Annotated in this window: 19 protein-coding genes; 11 read left to right on the forward strand and 8 right to left on the reverse strand. The window is 67.6% G+C overall.

The genetic code is table 11. From position 1 onward, the window contains the following. Positions 1-6: 6 nt before the first annotated feature. Both ACSFBF_RS24605 and ACSFBF_RS24610 read left to right on the forward strand, forming a co-directional pair. Positions 7-690, forward strand: a complete 684-nt coding sequence (locus ACSFBF_RS24605) for an ABC-type transport auxiliary lipoprotein family protein (RefSeq protein ID WP_435471579.1) — start codon at positions 7-9, stop codon at positions 688-690. Between the two features lie 30 nt (positions 691-720). Beyond that, complete coding sequence (locus ACSFBF_RS24610; protein WP_093053572.1) at positions 721-942, forward strand: hypothetical protein; 222 nt, start codon at positions 721-723, stop codon at positions 940-942. A gap of 27 nt (positions 943-969) precedes the next feature. Here the strand turns inward: ACSFBF_RS24610 and ACSFBF_RS24615 are convergent, their stop codons facing one another. Both ACSFBF_RS24615 and ACSFBF_RS24620 read right to left on the reverse strand, forming a co-directional pair. Next, positions 970-1716, reverse strand: coding sequence for an SIR2 family NAD-dependent protein deacylase (locus ACSFBF_RS24615; protein ID WP_435471581.1), 747 nt, complete (start codon positions 1714-1716; stop codon positions 970-972). Beyond that, complete coding sequence (locus tag ACSFBF_RS24620) at positions 1713-2576, reverse strand: IclR family transcriptional regulator (RefSeq protein ID WP_435471583.1); 864 nt, start codon at positions 2574-2576, stop codon at positions 1713-1715. Before ACSFBF_RS24620 ends, ACSFBF_RS24615 begins: the two co-directional genes overlap by 4 nt. 166 nt (positions 2577-2742) lie before the next feature. Between ACSFBF_RS24620 and ACSFBF_RS24625 the strand changes: the two genes are divergently transcribed. Genes ACSFBF_RS24625 through fahA form a run of 6 tightly spaced genes read left to right on the forward strand, consistent with a single transcriptional unit; the run spans position 2743 to position 9202 of the window. Continuing rightward, positions 2743-3702, forward strand: coding sequence for an MBL fold metallo-hydrolase (locus ACSFBF_RS24625; RefSeq protein WP_435471585.1), 960 nt, complete (start codon positions 2743-2745; stop codon positions 3700-3702). Positions 3703-3739: 37 nt separating this feature from the next. Next, the gene (locus tag ACSFBF_RS24630) at positions 3740-5377 is read left to right on the forward strand and encodes an FAD-dependent oxidoreductase (RefSeq protein ID WP_435471587.1); all 1638 of its coding nucleotides are present in this window, start codon (positions 3740-3742) and stop codon (positions 5375-5377) included. A 5-nt stretch (positions 5378-5382) separates the two neighbouring features. Beyond that, positions 5383-5580, forward strand: a complete 198-nt coding sequence (locus tag ACSFBF_RS24635; protein WP_435471589.1) for a DUF2783 domain-containing protein — start codon at positions 5383-5385, stop codon at positions 5578-5580. 43 nt (positions 5581-5623) lie between these two features. Next, positions 5624-6934 carry a homogentisate 1,2-dioxygenase gene (hmgA, locus tag ACSFBF_RS24640; protein WP_435471591.1) on the forward strand — a complete coding sequence of 437 codons (1311 nt, stop codon included), beginning with the start codon at positions 5624-5626 and terminating at the stop codon, positions 6932-6934. After that, the gene (locus tag ACSFBF_RS24645) at positions 6931-7914 is read left to right on the forward strand and encodes a Bug family tripartite tricarboxylate transporter substrate binding protein (RefSeq protein ID WP_435471593.1); all 984 of its coding nucleotides are present in this window, start codon (positions 6931-6933) and stop codon (positions 7912-7914) included. Before hmgA ends, ACSFBF_RS24645 begins: the two co-directional genes overlap by 4 nt. Positions 7915-7936: 22 nt before the next feature. After that, the gene (fahA, locus tag ACSFBF_RS24650) at positions 7937-9202 is read left to right on the forward strand and encodes a fumarylacetoacetase (protein WP_435471595.1); all 1266 of its coding nucleotides are present in this window, start codon (positions 7937-7939) and stop codon (positions 9200-9202) included. Positions 9203-9344: 142 nt separating this feature from the next. Here the strand turns inward: fahA and mrdA are convergent, their stop codons facing one another. The 4 genes from mrdA to ACSFBF_RS24670 all read right to left on the reverse strand — a co-directional run bounded on the left by mrdA (position 9345) and on the right by ACSFBF_RS24670 (position 13980). Continuing rightward, entirely contained in the window at positions 9345-11315 is a 1971-nt protein-coding gene (gene mrdA / locus ACSFBF_RS24655; protein ID WP_435471597.1) for a penicillin-binding protein 2, read from the reverse strand. 54 nt (positions 11316-11369) lie between these two features. Beyond that, positions 11370-11891: a rod shape-determining protein MreD gene (gene mreD, locus ACSFBF_RS24660; protein ID WP_093076761.1), complete on the reverse strand. Its 522-nt coding sequence runs from the start codon at positions 11889-11891 to the stop codon at positions 11370-11372. Continuing rightward, positions 11888-12850: a rod shape-determining protein MreC gene (gene mreC, locus ACSFBF_RS24665; protein ID WP_435471599.1), complete on the reverse strand. Its 963-nt coding sequence runs from the start codon at positions 12848-12850 to the stop codon at positions 11888-11890. The genes mreD and mreC overlap by 4 nt, the downstream gene beginning before the upstream one ends. An 86-nt stretch (positions 12851-12936) precedes the next feature. Then, positions 12937-13980 carry a rod shape-determining protein gene (locus tag ACSFBF_RS24670; protein ID WP_007833435.1) on the reverse strand — a complete coding sequence of 348 codons (1044 nt, stop codon included), beginning with the start codon at positions 13978-13980 and terminating at the stop codon, positions 12937-12939. 216 nt (positions 13981-14196) lie between these two features. On the opposite strand from ACSFBF_RS24670, the gene gatC reads away from it, so the two are divergent. Genes gatC through gatB form a run of 3 tightly spaced genes read left to right on the forward strand, consistent with a single transcriptional unit; the run spans position 14197 to position 17505 of the window. Continuing rightward, positions 14197-14496, forward strand: a complete 300-nt coding sequence (gatC, locus tag ACSFBF_RS24675; protein ID WP_093053537.1) for an Asp-tRNA(Asn)/Glu-tRNA(Gln) amidotransferase subunit GatC — start codon at positions 14197-14199, stop codon at positions 14494-14496. Next, a complete protein-coding gene (gene gatA / locus ACSFBF_RS24680) occupies positions 14496-16013 on the forward strand; it encodes an Asp-tRNA(Asn)/Glu-tRNA(Gln) amidotransferase subunit GatA (RefSeq protein ID WP_435471602.1) in 1518 nt (505 codons plus the stop codon). Before gatC ends, gatA begins: the two co-directional genes overlap by 1 nt. 1 nt (position 16014) lies before the next feature. Beyond that, a complete protein-coding gene (gatB, locus tag ACSFBF_RS24685; protein WP_435471604.1) occupies positions 16015-17505 on the forward strand; it encodes an Asp-tRNA(Asn)/Glu-tRNA(Gln) amidotransferase subunit GatB in 1491 nt (496 codons plus the stop codon). 42 nt (positions 17506-17547) lie between these two features. Here the strand turns inward: gatB and ACSFBF_RS24690 are convergent, their stop codons facing one another. Further along, entirely contained in the window at positions 17548-18243 is a 696-nt protein-coding gene (locus tag ACSFBF_RS24690; RefSeq protein WP_435471606.1) for a DUF4124 domain-containing protein, read from the reverse strand. Between the two features lie 24 nt (positions 18244-18267). Next, positions 18268-18951 (reverse strand): orotate phosphoribosyltransferase, encoded by a 684-nt coding sequence (gene pyrE / locus ACSFBF_RS24695; RefSeq protein ID WP_435471608.1) that lies wholly within the window; start codon positions 18949-18951, stop codon positions 18268-18270. Positions 18952-18963 lie beyond the last annotated feature (12 nt).

Consider the following 18963-nt stretch of genomic DNA (forward strand, 5'->3'; position numbering starts at 1 on the left):
CTCACCATGAAGAACGCCATTCGCTCCTTGATGAACCCGGCCGCCATCGCGCTCGGCGCCGCGCTGCTGATCGCAGGCTGCGGTGCGCTGCCCGACAAGCCCGCGCGCACCACGCTCTACGACTTCGGCCCCGGCCTGACGGCGCCTGCTGCCGCTGCGCCTGCCGCAGCCACCCTGCCCACGCTGGCGCTGGCCGAGTTCGACAGCAACTCCCGCCTGGACGGCACGCAGATCCTCTACCGGCTGGGGTACGCCGACGCCAACGAGCTGCGCCCCTACGGCCAGTCGCGCTGGAGCCTGCCGCCCGCGCAGCTGCTGCGCCAGCGGCTACGCGACACGCTGTCAGAGCGCCGCACCGTGCTCGGCCCTGAAGAAAGCGCCACCATCTCGCGCAGCCGGGGCGAGGTGCCCGACACGCTGCGCATCTCGCTCGACGAGTTCAGCCACTACTTCGATTCGGCCAGCGCCAGCGTGGGCCTGGTGCGCCTGCGCGCCACGCTGGTCCGCAGCACGAGCGGCGGCGACCGCGTGCTGGGCCAACGCACTTTCACCGTGCGCCGCCCCGCCTCCAGCGCCGACGCACCCGGCGGCGTGAAGGCGCTGATCTCGGCCAGCGATGCCGCGATGGCCGAGGTGGTGCAATGGGTGGACCAGTTGCAGCAGCAGACACCGCAGCAGCCCCGGCAATAGCAGCCATTCAACGGACGGAGGATCGACCCCATGAACGCAACACGCATCGTCGGCATCCTGCTGATCGTGGCCGGCATCGCCGCCCTGGGTCTCGGCAGCTTCAGCTTCACCAAGGAAACCCATGAGGCCAAGCTCGGCCCGCTGGAGTTTTCGATGAAGGAGAAGCAGACCGTCAACTTCCCCACCTGGGCCAGCGTGGCCGTGATCGTGGTGGGCGGAGCGCTGGTGCTGCTGGGCGGCAAGAAGGGCTGAGCGCCCTCAGCCCCCTTTCTTGGCCTTTCAGCCTGGCAGGCCTGCGAGCAGCTGCGGCAGCAGGTCTTCCGAGGCGCCGCGCAGCACCACGGTCGCTGCTTCATCCAGATGAGGCAGCGGCTCCAGATTGAGCGTGATGAGCCGAGCCCCGTGCGCCAGCGCCGTCTGCGGCAGCTCAGCCGCCGGATAGACGATGGTCGTGCTGCCGACCACCATGAACAGATCGCACTCCTGCGCGGCCACCTGTGCATCGAGCAGCACGCCTTCGTTCAGCATCTCGCCGAACATCACCACGTCAGGCCGCGCGTGCGAGCCGCAGCGCAGGCAGCGGTGAAAGGGCCATGGGCCGCTGCGGTTGCCGCAGTGGTCGCAGCGCCAGCGGCGCAGCGAGCCGTGGAGTTCGAGCACGTCGAGCCCGCCCGCCTGGGTCAGCAGGCCGTCGACGTTCTGTGTGACCAGCCGGGTGGCGGGCCGCAGCCTTTGCAGCAGCGCTAGCGCGGTATGGCCCGGGTTGGGCTGTGCCGATTCGATCAGCGACAGGCGCTGCGCCCAGAATTTCGTGAAGCCCGACGGGTCGCGCTGGAGGTCTTCGGCATGGGAGAACTGCAGTGCATTCTGGTTCTTCCACAGGCCGTCCGCATCGCGGTAGGTCGGGATGCCCGAGGCGCGCGACAGGCCAGCGCCGGAGAACACGACGATGCGCCGGGCGTTGCGCAGCAGCTCGATGGCCGCGTGGAGAGGAGAAGAAGAGATATCTGGTGTGACTGGCGTCATCGCTCTGTTCTGGGGGGATTCGCGGCAGGCGGGTTGGCGGTGGCGCCCAGGCGCTGCGACACGGTGTCCGCGCAGGCCTTGAGCGCGCGGGAAATCTCGCCGTCCCACGCGGTGTCGAAGATGCCGGCCGGGCCGATGGCGGTCACGGCCAGCACGATGGCGCCAGTGTGGTCGAAGACGGGCGCGGCCATGGCGCTGACGCCTTCGATGACCTCGCCGTCGGAGCGGCTGATGCCGTGCGCGCGCACTTCCTGCAGCTGGCGCTCGAAGTCGCTCCAAGAGGGCAGCGGCTGCACCGGTGGCATGCCGGCGGCCGGAACGGGCTCGGAGCCCTTGCGCTGCTTCTGGCGCTGGCGCTCGTCCTCGAGCAGCTGGCGCACCGCGTCGGCATCGAGGTACGCGGCGAACACGCGGCCCGAGGCGGTATTGGTCAGCGAGAACACCGTGCCGTGCCGCATGTTCACATGCACCGGCGAGGGCGATTCGGCCGTGCGCACGATGGTCGCGCCGCGCGCGCCCCACACGGCCAGCGCCACGGTATGGCCGGTCTGCTGGGCCAGCTGGGCGATCAGCGGGGTGGCAATGTGCACCGGGTCGGCCTGCTGCAGGCTGATGAGCCCCAGTTGCAAGGCGAGCGGGCCGAGCAGATAGTGGCCGCTGGCACGGTCCTGCTCGATCAGGCCCAGGCGCCCGAAGCTGACCATGTACGGGTGCGCCTTGGCGGCCGTCATGTCGGCCTCGCGCGCCAGGTCTTTCAGCGCCATGGGCCGGCCGTGGTGCACCAGCGCGCGCAGCAGCTGGCCACCAACTTCGATGCTCTGGATGCCGCGCTGGGCGCGGTCGGTGTCACTGGCTGCCATGGCCGGCCTCGCCTTCTGGTCGTTCGTTCATGAAGAAGGGATTAGACATTAACTGATCAGCGGCTTACACTGCGGAAATTCGTTCACCGCGAATTCGTTCAGATTAGACGAATCCCAAATCCCAAAACTCACCCACCTCACCCCACCCCACCAACGGAGACAACCGATGAGCCAAGCCAAGAAATTCGCCAGCCAGGCCGACATGGAAGAAAAGAAGATCACCTTCAGCCAGATCTCGGAACATGCCTGGGCCTACACCGCCGAGGGCGACCCCAACACCGGCATCGTCATCGGCGACGACTGCGTTCTGGTGGCCGACACCCAGGCCACCCCCGCCATGGCGGCCGACGTGGTGCGCCGCATCCGCGAAGTGACCGACAAGCCCATCAAGTACGTGGTGCTCACGCACTACCACGCGGTGCGCGTGCTGGGCGCGGCCGGCTACGGCGCCGAACACATCCTGGCCAGCCAGGACACGCGCGACCTGATCGTCGAGCGCGGCGAGCAGGACAAGGCCAGCGAAATCGGCCGCTTCCCGCGCCTGTTCCAGAACGTCGAGACGGTGCCCCCGGGCCTGACCTGGCCCACCATGACCTTCACCGGCAAGATGACGCTGTGGCTCGGCAAGCTCGAAGTGCAGCTGATCCAGCTCGGTCGCGGCCACACCAAGGGCGACACCGTCGTCTGGCTGCCGGGCGAAAAGACGCTGCTGTCGGGCGACCTGGTCGAGTTCGGCGCCACGCCGTACGCCGGCGACGCCTACTTCAAGGATTGGCCGCAAACGCTGGACAACATCGCCGCGCTGAAGCCCGCCGCGCTGGTGCCGGGCCGCGGCGCCGCGCTGACCACGCCGGCCGAAGTGGCGGAGGGCCTGACGGGCACGCGCAACTTCATCTCCGACGTGTACGCCAGCGTGCAAGAGGGCGTGAAGGCCGGGCGCGACCTGAACGCGGTCTACAAGGACACGTACGCCAAGCTCAAGCCCAAGTACAGCCAGTGGGTGATCTTCGACCACTGCATGCCCTTCGACGTGAGCCGCGCCTACGACGAGGCCTCAGGCCATGCCGACCCGCGCGTGTGGACGGCCGAGCGCGACATCGAGATGTGGAAGGCGCTGGAAGGCTGATTGCGCGAGACGACAGAAGAAGACACGGAGACAACACGTGATCGACTATCAAAGTCTGCGCTTCGACTACCGCCGCCACGCCGACCAGGACGCGGCCGAGCCAGCCCGCCATCCGGTGGTGGTGGTCGGCGCCGGCCCGGTCGGCCTTGCGCTGGCCATCGACCTCGCGCTGCGGCAAGTGCCCGTGGTGCTGCTCGACAACGACAACACGCTCTCCAGCGGCTCGCGCGCGATCTGCTTCGCCAAGCGCACGCTCGAGATATTCGACCGCCTCGGCTGCGGCGACCGCATGGTCGACAAGGGCGTGTCGTGGAACGTGGGCAAGGTGTTCTTCCATGACGAGCAGGTCTACCGCTTCGACCTGCTGCCCGAGCCCGGCCACGAGCGCCCGGCCTTCATCAACCTGCAGCAGTACTACGTCGAGGGCTACCTCGTCGAGCGCGCGGCCACGCTGCCGCTGATCGACCTGCGCTGGAACAACAAGGTCACGGGCATCGAGCAACGCGACGACGGCGCGGTGCTGACCGTGGAGACGCCCGAAGGCGACTACCGGCTGCACGCGGACTACGTTGCCGCCTGCGACGGCTCGCGCTCCAACCTGCGCCAGCTGCTGGGCCAGGAAGCCAAGGGCCGCGTGTTCCGCGACCGCTTCCTGATCGCGGACATCACGATGGACGCGCACCTGCCCACCGAGCGTCGCTTCTGGTTCGACCCTTCGTTCCACCCCGGCCAGAGCGTGCTGCTGCACAAGCAGGCCGACGGCATGTGGCGCGTGGACTTCCAGCTCGGCTGGGACGCCGACCCGGTGGAAGAGCGCAAGCCCGAGAACATCACGCCGCGCGTGCGCGCGCTGCTCGACAGCATCGGCTTTGCCGACGTGCAGTTCCAGATCGGCTGGGCCAGCGTCTACACCTTCGCCTGCCAGCGCATGGAGCGCTTCCGCCACGGCCGCGTGCTGTTCGCGGGCGACTCGGCGCATGGCGTGTCGCCCTTCGGCGCGCGCGGCGCCAACTCGGGCGTGCAGGATGCGGACAACCTCGCGTGGAAGCTCGCGGCGGTGGTGCGGGGCCAGGCGCCCGACGCGCTGCTCGACAGCTACGCCAGCGAGCGCGAATACGCTGCCGACGAGAACATCCGCAACTCCACGCGCGCAACCGACTTCATCACGCCCAAGAGCGAGGTGAGCCGCCTCTTCCGCGATGCGGTGCTGGAGCTGACCAAGCGGCACGCCTTTGCGCGCACGCTGGTGAACAGCGGGCGGCTGTCGGTGGCCACGGTGCTGCGCGATTCGCCGCTCAACACGGCCGATGCCGACGCGTTCAATGGCGCGATGGTGCCGGGCGCGGCAGCAGCCGATGCGCCTGTCGTGCGCGCCGATGGCAGCACCGGCTGGCTGCTGCGCGAATGCCATGTCGAACGGTTCACGGCCCTGGTGTTCGGCCAGGGTGAAGCTGCCGGGCGCAGCCTTCAAGCGCTGCAGGCAAGCGACTTTCCGCTGCACGTGGTTCGCGTGGAAGGCAGCGGCGCCGAGGTCGAACTCGCCACGCAGCGCTACGACGCGCAACCCGGCACCGTCTACCTGCTGCGGCCCGACCGGCACGTGTGCGCGCGCTGGCGGCAACCCACGGCGGCAAACATCCGCGCAGCGATCGGCCGCGCATTGGCAAAGGCGTGAACACCATGCAGCAACAGCACCTGATCACCACACCGAACCTCGAAGCGCCCGACGATTTCTATGAAGCGCTGATCGAGGCGCACCAAGGGCTTTCCACCGAAGAAAGCCACGCCTTCAACGCGCGCCTCGTGCTCGTGCTGGCCAACCACGTCGGCTCGCTCGCCGTGCTGCGCGAAGCCTTCGAAGCGGCCCGCGCTGGCTAGGCCCACATTCCAACTTCATCGCGATTTCCGAAAGAGAAAGCACATGACCCAAGCAACCCCGTCCTCCGAGCGGCGCTACCAGAGCGGCTTCGGCAACGAGTACGCCTCCGAGGCAGTGCCCGGTGCCCTGCCCCAGGGCCGCAACAACCCGCAGCGCGGCCCCTTCGACCTGTACACCGAGCTGATCTCCGGCACCGCCTTCACCGCGCCGCGCCACGAGAACCGCCGCACCTGGCTGTACCGTCGGCAGCCTTCGGTGGTGTCGGGCCGCTACCAGCCCTACGCGCAGGCGCACTGGACAACCGGCGCCGACCGCGAGATCGCGCTGCCACCCGAGCCCCTGCGCTGGCACCCGCAGCCGCTCGATGGCGTGGCCGACATCGATTTTGTCGACGGCATGCGCACCATCGCAGCCAACGGCGATGCCGAATCGCAGGTCGGCGTCGGCTCGCTGATGTACCTCGCGGGCCGCTCGATGGAGCGCCGCGCCTTCGTCAACGCCGACGGCGAGATGCTGGTGGTGCCCCAGCAAGGCCGCCTCGTCATCACCACCGAACTCGGCGTGCTCGACGTGAAGCCCGGCGAAATCGCGGTGCTGCCGCGCGGCATGGCCTTCAAGGTGGCGCTGCCAGATGGGCTCTCTCGCGGCTACGTCTGCGAGAACTACGGCGCGCACTTCCGCCTGCCGGAGCTGGGCCCGATCGGCTCGAACGGCCTGGCCAACGCGCGCGACTTCCAGGCGCCCGTGGCGGCTTTCGAATCGGAAGAAGGCGCCTACGAGATCGTCAAGAAATTCGGCGGCCGCTTCTGGCAGGCGCCGATGAAGCAATCGCCTTTCAACGTGGTCGCCTGGCACGGCAACCTGTCGCCAGTGAAGTACGACACGGCGCACTTCATGGTGATCGGCTCGATCAGTTTCGACCATCCCGATCCGTCGATCTTCACCGTGCTGACTTCGCCCAGCGACACGCCCGGCACGGCCAACTGCGACTTCGTGATCTTCCCGCCGCGCTGGATGGTGATGGAGAACACCTTCCGTCCGCCATGGTTCCACCGCAACCTCATGAGCGAGTTCATGGGCCTGGTGCTGGGCGAGTACGACGCCAAGCCGGGCGGCTTCAAGCCCGGCGGCGCGAGCCTGCACAACTGCATGGTGCCGCACGGGCCCGACGAGGAAGCCTTCGACAAGGCCACGCACGCCGACCTGAAGCCGCACAAGCTGGACAACACGCTGGCCTTCATGTTCGAGAGCCGCTATCGCTTCATTCCGACGAACTTCGCGCTGAAGAGCCCTGCGCTGGATACCGACTACGCGGATTGCTGGGCCGGGCTGAAGGACCAGTTCAAGCCATGAGGAGCGCCTTCACATTCACGCGGCGCGGGGCGGCCGTGGCGCTGCTCGCGGCGCCCTTCTTCGCGCACACCGCACAGGCCGCCGACTTTCCGACGAAGCCCATCCGCTTCATCGTTCCCTACACGCCCGGCGGCACCACAGACCTGGTGGCGCGCACCGTGGGCCAGAAGGTGTCGGAGAAGCTGGGCCAGCCAGTGCTGATCGACAACCGCGGCGGCGCGGGCGGCAACATCGGCATGGACGCCGTGGCCAAGGCCGCGCCCGACGGCTACACCATCGGCTTCGGCGCCATCTCGACCAATGCGCTGAACCCGCACATCTACAAGTCGATGGCCTTCGACCCACGCCACGACTTCACGGCCATCAGCCTGCTGGGCACCTCGACCATCGTGCTCGAAGTGCCGGCGGCTTCGGCCATCAAGACCGTGCCCGACCTCGTTGCCGCCGCGAAGAAGAACCCCGGTCTGCCCTACGCCACCGCGGGCGCCGGCACCTCGATGAACCTGGCCGGCGTGATGTTCGCGCAGATGACCGGCACCGAGCTCGTGCACGTCGCCTACAAGGGCAGCGGCCCGGCCATCACCGACATGCTGGGCAACAACATCGGCGTGATGTTCGACAACCTGCCGGCCTCGCTGCCGCACATCCAGGCCGGCAAGCTGCGCGCCCTGGCGGTGGCGGGCCCCACGCGCTCGCCTTCGCTGCCCGACGTGCCAACGATGGCCGAAGCCGGGCTCAAGGGCTACGCATTGGAGCCGTGGTTCGGCGTGTACGGCCCGGCAAAGCTGCCGGCACCAATCGTCAAGGCGCTGAACGAGGCCTTCGTCGAAGCGCTCGCCATGCCCGACGTGAAGGCCAAGCTGGCGCAGGCCGGCTTCTCGCCGCGCGGCTCGACCGCGCAGGAGCTGACCACGCTGACCGAGACCGAGTACCAGCGCCTGGGCGATGTGGCCAAGAAGGCCGGCATGACCGCAGACTGAACCGATTCACAGAAAGACATCCATGACCGCACTGAACGCCACCCATGACCCGAAGCTGCGCAGCTGGGTCGCCTCGGCCAATGAAGCCGGCACCGACTTCCCGATCCAGAACCTGCCCCTCGGCCGCTTCCGCACGGCTGGCAGCAGCGAGGCTTTTCGCATCGGCGTCGCCATCGGCGACCAGGTGCTGGACCTGCGCGCGACGGGCCTCGTCGACACCGACGACATGAACGTGCTGATGAACGCCAGCATCAAGGACCGCCAGGCCCTGCGCACTGCGATCTCCGCTGGCCTGGCCGAAGGCAGCGACAAGCAGGCCGCGTGGTCGAAGGCGCTGCTGGCGCAAGGCAAGGCCGAGATGACGGTGCCCTGCCGCATCGGCGACTACACCGACTTCTACACGGGCATCCATCACGCGACCACCGTCGGCAAGCTGTTCCGCCCCGACCAGCCGCTGCTGCCCAACTACAAGTGGGTGCCCATCGGGTATCACGGCCGCGCCTCGTCCATCGTCGTGAGCGGCCAGAGCTTCAAGCGCCCGCAGGGCCAGACCAAGGCGCCCGATGCGGCGGAGCCGAGCGCCGGCCCCTCGAAGCGGCTCGACTACGAGCTGGAGCTGGGCTTCCTGGTGGGCCGCGGCAACGCGCAGGGCGAACCCATTGCCATCGGCGAGGCCGAAGACCACCTGTTCGGCGTGACGCTGCTCAACGACTGGTCGGCGCGCGACGTGCAGGCCTGGGAATACCAGCCGCTCGGCCCCTTCCTCTCAAAGAATTTCGCGAGCTCGCTGTCGCCGTGGATCGTGACGATGGAGGCGCTGGCGCCATTCCGTGCGAAGTTCGAGCGGCCCGCGGAAGACCCGCAGCCGCTGCCGTATCTCGACTCGGCATCGAACCGCGAGAGCGGCGCGCTCGACATCACGCTCGAAGTGCTGCTGCAGACCGCGAAGATGCGCGCCGAGGGCGTTGCCCCGGCGCTTCTCACGCGCGGCAACACCACCGAGGCCGCCTACTGGACGGCCGCGCAGCTCATCGCTCATCACACGGTGAACGGCTGCAACCTGCAGCCGGGCGACCTGCTGGGCTCGGGCACGCTGTCGGGCCCGAAGCCCGACGAGGCCGGCTCGATGATGGAGCTGACGCTGGGCGGCAAGCAGCCGATCACGCTGCCGAATGGCGAGAAGCGCACGTTCCTGGAAGACGGGGACACGCTGATCATTCGCGGTTACTGCGAGCGCGCGGGCGCCGTGCGCATCGGCCTCGGGGAAGTCAGCGGGACGGTGGTTTGAGGCTTGCGTTGCCCCCGTCTTGTCCACTCTCCCTCTGGGAGAGGGCTAGGGTGAGGGCAGCGGCGTCAGAACGCGTGCGATGGAGGTGAGGCCGCTCGCCCTCACCCCAACCCTCTCCCAGAGGGAGAGGGAGTAATACGGGTCAGGGCGCGGTGGCGGGCGTTGCCACAGGCACCGGCCACGCCACTTCACTCGCCACGCGCGGCTTGCCGATCGGCGCGGTCGCCTTGCCGGTCTTGATGGCCGCCATGTCGGCCTCGCTCGGGTACTGGTTGGCCAGCCAGTAGTCGAACACCCGGCGCGCAATGGGGGCTGCGGCGCCTGCGCCCCAGCCGGCGTTTTCCACGATCACGGCCACGGCGATCTTCGGGTCGTTCACCGGTGCGAAGGCCATGAAGAGGGCGTGGTCGCGCTGGTGTTCTTCCAGTGCGCGCGCGTTGTACTTGGTGTTCTGCGCCTGCGTCACCGCCTGCGCCGTGCCAGTCTTGCCGGCTGCCTGGTAGGCCGCGCCCGCGAACACGCCGCGCGCCGTGCCGGCAGTGACCACGCTGGTCAGGCCGTCGCGGACCACCGCGACGTTGGCGGCCGTGAAGCCGAGGTTTTCCGCTGGCGGTTGCTGCAGCGGCACCACTTGCCCGCTGACAGTGTTGCGCGTGGCCAGCACGAGGTGCGGCCTGTGCTTGAGGCCGCCGTCGGCCACGATGGCCGTGGCCTGCGCCAGCTGCAGCATCGTGAAGGCGTTGTAGCCCTGCCCGATGCCCAGCGAGATGGTCTCGCCCGCGTACCATTTCTTCTGCTCGGGGCGCTTGTAGGCGTTGCGCTTCCACTCGGTGCTGGGCAGCACGCCGCGCACCTCGCCGCCCAGGTCGATGCCGGTGATCTGGCCGAAGCCCAGAGGCTTCATGAAGTCGTGGATCAGGTCCACGCCCATCTCGTTGGCCAGCGAGTAGTAGTAGATGTTGCTCGACAGCTGGATCGAGCGGCGCATGTCGACGCCGCCCAGGTTGCCTTCGGGGCTGCCGAAGCGGTGGCCGCCGAAGTTGAAGTAGCCGGGGTCGTTCACCACCACGTTGGGCCCGCGCTTGCCGGTTTGCAATGCCGCCATTGCCATGAAGGGCTTGTAGGTGGAGCCGGGCGGGTAGGTGCCGCGCAGGGCGCGGTTCAGGAGCGGCTTGTCGAGGGACTCGGTGAGCGCCGCCCAGCTTTCGTTGTCGATGCCTTCGACGAACAGGTTGGGGTCGAAGGTGGGCTTGCTCACGAAGGCCAGCACCTCGCCGGTCTTGGGGTCGATGGCCACCAGCGCGCCGCGGCGGTCGCCGTACATGTCTTCCACCAGCTTCTGCAGCTTGATGTCGAGCGACAGCATCACGGTGTTGCCGGGCGTGGCCGGGTGGCTGGCCAGGCGACGCACGGCACGGCCGCCCGCCGAGGTTTCCATCTGCTCGACGCCGGTCTGGCCGTGCAGCGTCTTCTCGTAGCTCTGCTCGATGCCGAGCTTGCCGATGTAGTCGGTGCCCTTGTAGTTGGCCTGGTCTTCCTCGTCCCAGTCTTCCATCGCGGTCTTCTCGCGCTGGTTGATGCGGCCGATGTAGCCGAGCACGTGCGAAGCCAGCTCGCCCTGCGGGTAGTTGCGGAACAGGCGGGCCTTGATCTCCACGCCCGGGAAGCGGTAGCGCTGGGCCGCGAAGCGCGCCACCTCTTCGTCGCTCAGGCGGGTGCGGATCGGAATGGAGTCGAAGCTGCGCGAGTCTTCGCGCAGGCGCTTGAAGCGGCGGCGGTCGCGCGGCGAGACTTCGAGCACCTGGGTCAGGCTGTCGATGGTTTCCTCGACGTCGTTCACCTTCGAGGGCGTGATCTCCAGCGTGTAGGCCGAGTAATTGGAGGCCAGCACGATGCCGTTGCGATCGAGGATCAGGCCCCGGTTGGGCACCACCGGCACCACGGCTGTGCGATTGCTCTCGGCCTGCTCGGCCAGGTCTTCGTGGCGCGTGACCTGCAGGTACACCAGCCGCGCGCACAGCAGGCTGAACGCGAACAGCACCGCCAGGCCGATGACGATCACGCGGCGCTTGAAGCGCGCGAGGTCGGCGGCGACGTTGCGGATTTCGGTCATGGCGGTGGGAGCTTAGGCGCGTGCAGTTGCAATGGCAAATGCGGGAAGCAGGGCTTAGAGGGGGCGGTTCTCGTCCGGTTCCGGGGTGCGGCGCTGGGGCGCAAGTAACAACGCCGTGACCAAAGGCCAGAGCGCGGCCTCGATGGCAGGCGAGATCAGCACAGACCACCCCGGGAACACGCCGCCGCCGATCATCCGCGTGACGACCTCGATCAACTGCGACAGCGCAAAGAGCGGCAGCACCTGCAGCGCCTGCGACAGCACCGGGTACCAGAGCAGGCGCCGGTGGATGGTGATCGCGAAGAAGCCCAGCGTGGTGTAGGACAGCGCATGCTGGCCCAGCATCGACGACTGGTGCACGTCCATGCACAGGCCGAACACGAAGGCCGCGCCAATGCCCACGCGCGCGGGCTGGTGCACGCCCCAGAACACGATCACCAGCGCCAGCAGGTCGGGCATCCAGACCGCGCGGCCGATGGGAATCATGTTGATGAGCAGTGCCACCACGAGGCTGCTCCACATGAAGAGCGGGCTGACGGGCAGCAGGAGCTGCTGCTGGCCTGGACGCTTGATCATTGGCGCGCTCCCGCTGGCTTCTTTTCGTTCTTGCCCGCGCCGGGCTTGCCTTCAGGCCGCTTGCGCTGGGTGGCGGCAGGCGCGGCGGGCGGCGGCGCGGCCGGCGTGCCGGTGGGCTCGAGCACCAGCACGTAGCGCGCGGCCGTCACATGGGCCAGCGGCACGCAGTAGATGCGGGCGAAGGCCGAGTCGGCGCGCCGCTCGATGCGCTCGATCTTCGCCACCGGCAGGCCGGCGGGGTAGATGCCGTCGACGCCGCTGGTGGAGAGCAGGTCGCCCTCCTGCAGGTCGGCATTGGCGGCCATGAAGCGCAGTTCGAGCCCGCCGCCGTGGGCCGAGGCGTCGCCGAAGGCCACGCTGCGCACGCCGGTGCGGGTGTTCTGCACGGGAATGGAAAGATCGCGGTCGATCACCAGCGTGACCTCGCTCGTGAAGGGCAGCACCTGCGTGACCTGGCCGAGCACGCCGCGCGCGTCGATCACCGGCGAGCCGGGCGCCACGCCCTGGGTCATACCCTGGTCGATGACGATCTTGCGGGTGTAGGGGTCGGCCGCGTCGTAGAGCACCTCGGCCGCGCGGCCCGGCGTGTTCGTGGTCTGGCGCAGTTCGAGCAGCTCGCGCAGGCGGGCGTTGTCCTGCAGCAGCGTGTCGGCCTGGGCAGCGCGTTCGGCCTGCATCATCAGCGCCTTGCGGGCGTCTTCCTCGTTGCGCTGGGCGGTCTGCAGGTCTTCGAGGTAGCGCCCGCCTCCCAGCACGGCCTGCACCGGCTTCAGCGCCACCCATTGCACCGGGTAGAGCACCGCGCCGATGGCCGCGCGGATCGGCTGCACGATATGAAAGCGCGCATCGGCCACCATGAGGAACAGGGCGAGCGCGCCGAAGAAGATCAGCTTGCTGAGCGCCGACTGCCCCTGGTTGAACAGAGGTGGCGCTGTGCGATCGAGCGTGCCCAGAGGCATGAATTCAGACCCGGCGGTGGTGCGGAATCAAATAACAAAAAGCCGGCCTGCGCAAGCAGAGGCCGGCCGATGATGGCTTTCGCCTTTTACTCGCTCGTGAAGATGCTGCCGAGACGGTCCATGCGTTCCAGCGCAATGCCGCAGCCGCGCACCACGCAGGTCAGCGGGTCTTCGGCCACCAGCACCGGCAGGCCGGTTTCCTCGGCCAGCAGGCGGTCGAGGTCGCGCAGCAACGCGCCGCCGCCGGTCAGCATCATGCCGCGCTCGGCGATGTCGGCGCCCAGCTCGGGCGGCGTCTGTTCCAGCGCGTTCTTCACGGCCGAGACGATGTTGTTGAGCGGATCGGTCAGGGCTTCCAGCACTTCGTTGCTGCTGATGGTGAAGCTGCGCGGCACGCCTTCGGAAAGGTTGCGGCCCTTGACTTCCATTTCCTTGACTTCGGAGCCCGGGAAGGCCGAGCCGATGTTCTTCTTGATGACTTCGGCCGTCGGCTCGCCGATCAGCATGCCGTAGTTGCGGCGGATGTAGTTGATGATGGCTTCGTCGAAGCGGTCGCCGCCGACGCGGACGGAGCCCTTGTAGACCATGCCGCCCAGGCTGATGACGCCCACTTCGGTGGTGCCGCCGCCGATGTCCACCACCATCGAGCCAGAGGCTTCGCTGACGGGCAGGCCCGCGCCGATGGCCGCGGCCATTGGTTCTTCGATGAGATAGACCGAGGTGGCGCCAGCTGCTTCGGCTGCGTCCTTGATGGCGCGGCGCTCGACCTGGGTGGAGCCGCAGGGCACGCAGATGATGATGCGCGGGCTCGGCGTGAGCAGCGTGCGCGGGTGCACCATCTTGATGAACTGCTTGATCATCTGCTCGGTGATCACGAAGTCGGCAATGACGCCGTCCTTCATCGGGCGGATCGCCTCGATGTTGCCGGGCACCTTGCCCAGCATGGCCTTGGCCTCGCGGCCGACGGCCTGGATCACCTTCTTGCCGTGGGGGCCACCTTCGTGGCGAATGGCGACAACCGAGGGCTCGTCCAGCACGATGCCCTTGTTACGGGCAAATATCAGGGTGTTGGCGGTGCCGAGGTCGATCGCAAGGTCGGTGGAAAAGTACCGACGGAAAGCTCCAAACATGTGCGGAATTCCTCTGAGTACGGCCTGCGCATCGGCAGGTCGTCACTCTATTTTTTGGGTCGTTTGACGGGGTGAATTGATCGTTTTTGGCGCAAAAGCCGGCGCGTTCGCGGGGGTTGCGGCAAAGGCGGGATAATACCCGAATCCCCTCTGATTCCTGTATTAGCACCCGCTTCGGCGTGCGATTACCTTCGCTTTTTTGGGCCGTTCCGACCTATGTCACTCTCCGCTTCCGATATTGAGCGCATTGCCTCGCTGGCGAGGCTGCAGCTTGCCTCCGATGAAAGCGAGCGCATGCTCAGCCAGATCAACGGCTTTTTCGATTTAGTCGAACGTATGCGTTCCGTGGACACCACGGGCGTCGAACCGCTGGCCCACCCGGTGGCCGCGCTCGAAGACATCACGCTGCGCCTGCGCGACGACGTGGTGAGCGAACCCAATAACCGCGAAGCCAACCAGAAGAGCGCCCCGGCCGTCGAGGCCGGCCTGTTTCTCGTGCCGAAGGTGATCGAATAATGAGCAGCGGTGAATTGCACCAGATGAGCGTGGTCGCGCTGGCCAAGGCGCTGGCCGAGCGCAAGGTTTCGGCCGTCGAGGCCTCGCAGGTTTTTCTCGGCCGCATGAAGGCGCACGAGTCGCTCGGTACCTTCGTCGACGTCAATGAAGAAGTCACGCTGGCCCAGGCTCGCGCCGCCGACGCACTGATCGCCGCCGGCAACGCCCCCGCGCTGGCCGGCGTGCCGATCGCGCACAAGGACATCTTCGCCACCGCCGATTTCGCCACCACCGCCGGTTCGAAGATGCTCGCGGGTTATCGCTCGCCCTTCGACGCCACCGTGGTCAGGCGCCTGGCCGAAGCCGGCGCTGTGACGCTCGGCAAGCTGAGCTGCGACGAGTTCGCCATGGGCTCGGCCAACGAGAACGTCGCCGTGCCCGCCGTGGGCCACGACAAGGCCGTGCCCGTGCAGAACCCGTGGAACCGCGAGCGCATTCCGGGCGGCTCGTCCGGCGCCAGCGCGGCTGCGGTCGCGGCACGTCTGGCCCCCGCGGCCACCGGCACCGACACCGGCGGCTCGATCCGCCAGCCCGCTTCTTTCTGCGGCGTGACCGGCATCAAGCCCACTTACGGCCGCGCCTCGCGCTACGGCATGGTGGCCTTCGCGTCGAGCCTCGACCAGGCCGGCCCGATGGCCCGCTCGGCCGAAGACTGCGCGCTGCTGCTGTCGGCCTTCTGCGGCCCTGACCTCGACCGCGATTCGACCTCGCTCGACAAGCCCGCCGAGAACTTCGGCCGCTCGCTGAACGACTCGCTCGAAGGCCTGCGCATCGGTGTGCCGAAGGAGTTCTTCGGCGAAGGCGTGGCGCCCGGCGTGCGCGCGGCCATCGACGCGGCGCTTACGCAGTACGAGAAGCTCGGCGCAAAGCGCGTCGAAGTCACGCTGCCGCGCACCGAGCTGTCGATCCCCGTGTACTACATCATTGCCGCGGCTGAGGCCTCGAGCAACCTGAGCCGCTTCGACGGCGTGAAGTTCGGGCATCGCACGCAGGCCTCCTACGATCCGAAGGACGAACGAGAGAGAAGCGCGCTGACCCAGATGTACGAACGCACGCGCGCCGAAGGCTTCGGCGACGAAGTCAAGCGCCGCATCATGATCGGCACCTACGTGCTCTCGCACGGCTACTACGACGCCTACTACCTGCAGGCGCAAAAAGTGCGCCGCATGATCGCCGACGACTTCCAGCAGGCCTTCAAGCAGTGCGACGTGATCGCCGGCCCCGCCGCGCCCACCACCGCTTGGAAGCTCGGCGAACACGGCGACGACCCCGTGGCCGACTACCTCGCCGACATCTTCACGCTGCCCGCCTCGCTGGCCGGCCTGCCCGGCATGAGCGTGCCCGCGGGCTTCGACGGCGGCATGCCCGTGGGCCTGCAGCTGATCGGCAACTACTTCGGCGAAGCGAAGCTGCTGAATGCAGCGCACCGCTTCCAGCAGGCCACCGACTGGCACGCGCGCACACCGGAGGGCTTTTGAGATGAGCGAGACCGTGAACACATTCGAAGCACAACAACAGGGCCGCCCGACCGGTCCGCTGGTGCGCGGCTATGAAGTCATCATCGGCTTCGAGACGCACGCGCAACTGTCGACCGCGAGCAAGATCTTCAGCCGCGCATCCACCGCTTTCGGTGCCGAGCCCAACACACAGGCCTGCGCGGTCGACCTGGCACTGCCCGGCACGCTGCCCGTGATGAACAAGGGCGCCGTCGAACGCGCCATCAAGCTCGGCCTGGCGCTGGGCTCGCACATCGCGCCGCGCAGCGTGTTCGCACGCAAGAATTACTTCTACCCTGACCTGCCCAAGGGCTACCAGATCAGCCAGTTCGAGATTCCCGTGGTGCAGGGCGGCTCGGTCTCGTTCTTCCTCGGCGAAGAGCAGAAGACCGTGCGCCTCGTGCGTGCCCACCTCGAGGAAGACGCGGGCAAGTCGCTGCACGAAGATTTCATCGGCCAGAGCGGCATCGACCTGAACCGCGCCGGCACGCCGCTGCTGGAGATCGTGACCGAACCCGACATGCGCTCCACCGCTGAGGCCGTGGCCTATGCGCGCGAGCTGCACAAGATCGTCACGTGGATCGGCATCTGCGACGGCAACATGCAGGAAGGCAGCTTCCGCTGCGACGCCAACGTGTCGGTGCGCAAGCCCGGCGACAAGCTCGGCACGCGCCGCGAGATCAAGAACCTGAACAGCTTCAAGCACATGCAGCAGGCCATCGACTACGAGATCCGCTGGCAGATCGAGGAGATCGAGGACGGCCGCAAGATCGAGCAGGCCACCGTGCTGTTCAACGAAGGCACCGGCGAGACACGCGCGATGCGTGCCAAGGAAGACTCGGCCGACTACCGCTACTTTCCCGACCCTGACCTGCCACCGCTGGTCATCGCCGCCGACTGGATCGAGCGCGTGAAGGCCACCATGCCCGAGCTGCCGCGCGCGATGGCCGAGCGCTATGTGCGCGACCACGGCCTGTCGGAATACGACGCGGCGCAGCTCACGCAAAGCGCCGCACTCGCCGCCTACTTCGACGAAGCCGTGAACGCGGGCGCTACGCCCAAGCTCGCCAGCAACTGGATCACCGGCGAGATGGCGCGCCGCCTGAACGCCGCCGAAATCGGCATCGAGGCCGCACCAGTGAAGGCGCAGCAACTAGCCCAGCTGGTGAAGCGCATCGCCGACGGCACGCTGCCGAACAACGCCGCGCGCCAGGTGTTCGAAGCCCTGTGGACCGGCGAAGGCAGCGATGTCGACGCGATCATCGAGGCCAAAGACCTGAAGCCGATGAACGACACCGGCGCGCTCGACAAGATCCTCGACGAAGTGATCGCGAAGAACGCCAAGAACGTCGAGGAATACCGAGGCGGCAAGGAGAAGGCGCTCAACGCCCTTGTCGGTCAGGTCATGAAGGCCAGCGGCGGCAAGGCCAACCCGGCGCAGGTCACCGAGCTGCTGAAAGCCAAGCTGGGCTGACGGCAGAAAACCGGGGCCTTGCGCAAGGCCCCGGCAGGTTCATCAACGGGGGTTGCCGCCGTTTTGCGGTGACCACAGCGTTTTGAGCCGCGTGCGCTCTTCGTCGAAGCGCGCATTCACCCGCTTCTTCTCTTCTTCCTGCTCCGCAATGAAGCGGTTCTGCACCGCCGTGCTCTGCGTGTTGTCGTCGAGCTTGCGGCGTACCGCGCCCGGCGCCTTGCTGGTGTCCTGCTTGTAGAACTCCAGCTCCTCGTCGATCTTCTTGCGGTCTTCGCCCAGCTCGGCAATGCGCTTCTTCGCCGCCTGGGTCACGGCATCGATCTGCGCCAGCGCCTCGCTGCGCTCGCGGTCGTGCGTGGCGAGGTTCGGGTAGCGCACCAGCAGCGCGCGTTCACGGCGCCGCTCGTCGGTCAGGCGCGCGGTCTGGATGGCGGCTTCGCGGGCGCGGTCTTCACGCTCCTGCAGCTCGCGCGCGGTGTAGGTCGGCTCGACCTTGCGGCGTACCGAGCCGCTCGGGTTCAACTCGCGCTGCTCGCGGTCGGTGCACTCGGCAATCGGCCGGTCAGCCGTCAGCGTGCGGCCGCGGGCGTCGGTGCAGGTGTAGATGCCGGGGGAGGCGCCTTCCACTTTCTGCGGTTGCGCTTGCAATGCGCCAGAGAACGAGGAGGCAATGAGGAGGAATGATGCCGCCGCCAGCAGGCGGACCGGTGAACCGTGATCGTCGCGTGCGTGGTGCATTCGGCAGCCCTGCTCCTTTTCTCTTCAGCTGGCGCCGTAGCGCGTGCGATAGGCCAGCACACGCTCGCGGTGCGCGCCCAAGTCGGCGGCTGCATTGCCCGAGAGGTAGCTCAGCAGGTCGTCCAACGTGGCGATGGCAATCACCGACAGGCCGAGCTGATTGCGCACGTACTGCACGGCGCTGTGGTCCACATCGAGACCGTTCTCGGTGGCTTTTTCCTGCCGGTCGAGCGCAATGGCCACCGCATGCGGCGTGGCGCCGGCCGCCTGGATTGCTGCGATCGACTCGCGCACCGCGGTGCCGGCCGACATCACGTCGTCGACGATCAGCACGCGGCCCTTGAGCGGCGCGCCCACCAGATTGCCGCCTTCGCCGTGCGCCTTGGCTTCCTTGCGGTTGTAGGCAAAGGGGTAGTTGCGCCCGCGCCGGGCCAGCTCGGCAGCCACCGTGGCGCCCAGCGGGATGCCCTTGTAGGCGGGGCCGAAGATCATGTCGAATTCGAGCCCGCTTTCGATCAGCCGGTCTGCATAGAATCCGGCGAGCCGGGCGATCTTGCCGCCGTCGTCGAAGAGCCCCGAATTGAAGAAATAAGGGCTCATTCGACCGGCCTTGGTCTTGAATTCGCCAAAGCGCAGCACGCCGGCATCCAACGCAAACTGGACGAAGTCCTGTGCGACCGCGCTGCTTTTCTCACCATCTACAGCCATCGGGAATTCCTT

Source organism: Variovorax nivicola, from assembly GCF_051216475.1.
Lineage (GTDB): Bacteria > Pseudomonadota > Gammaproteobacteria > Burkholderiales > Burkholderiaceae_C > Variovorax.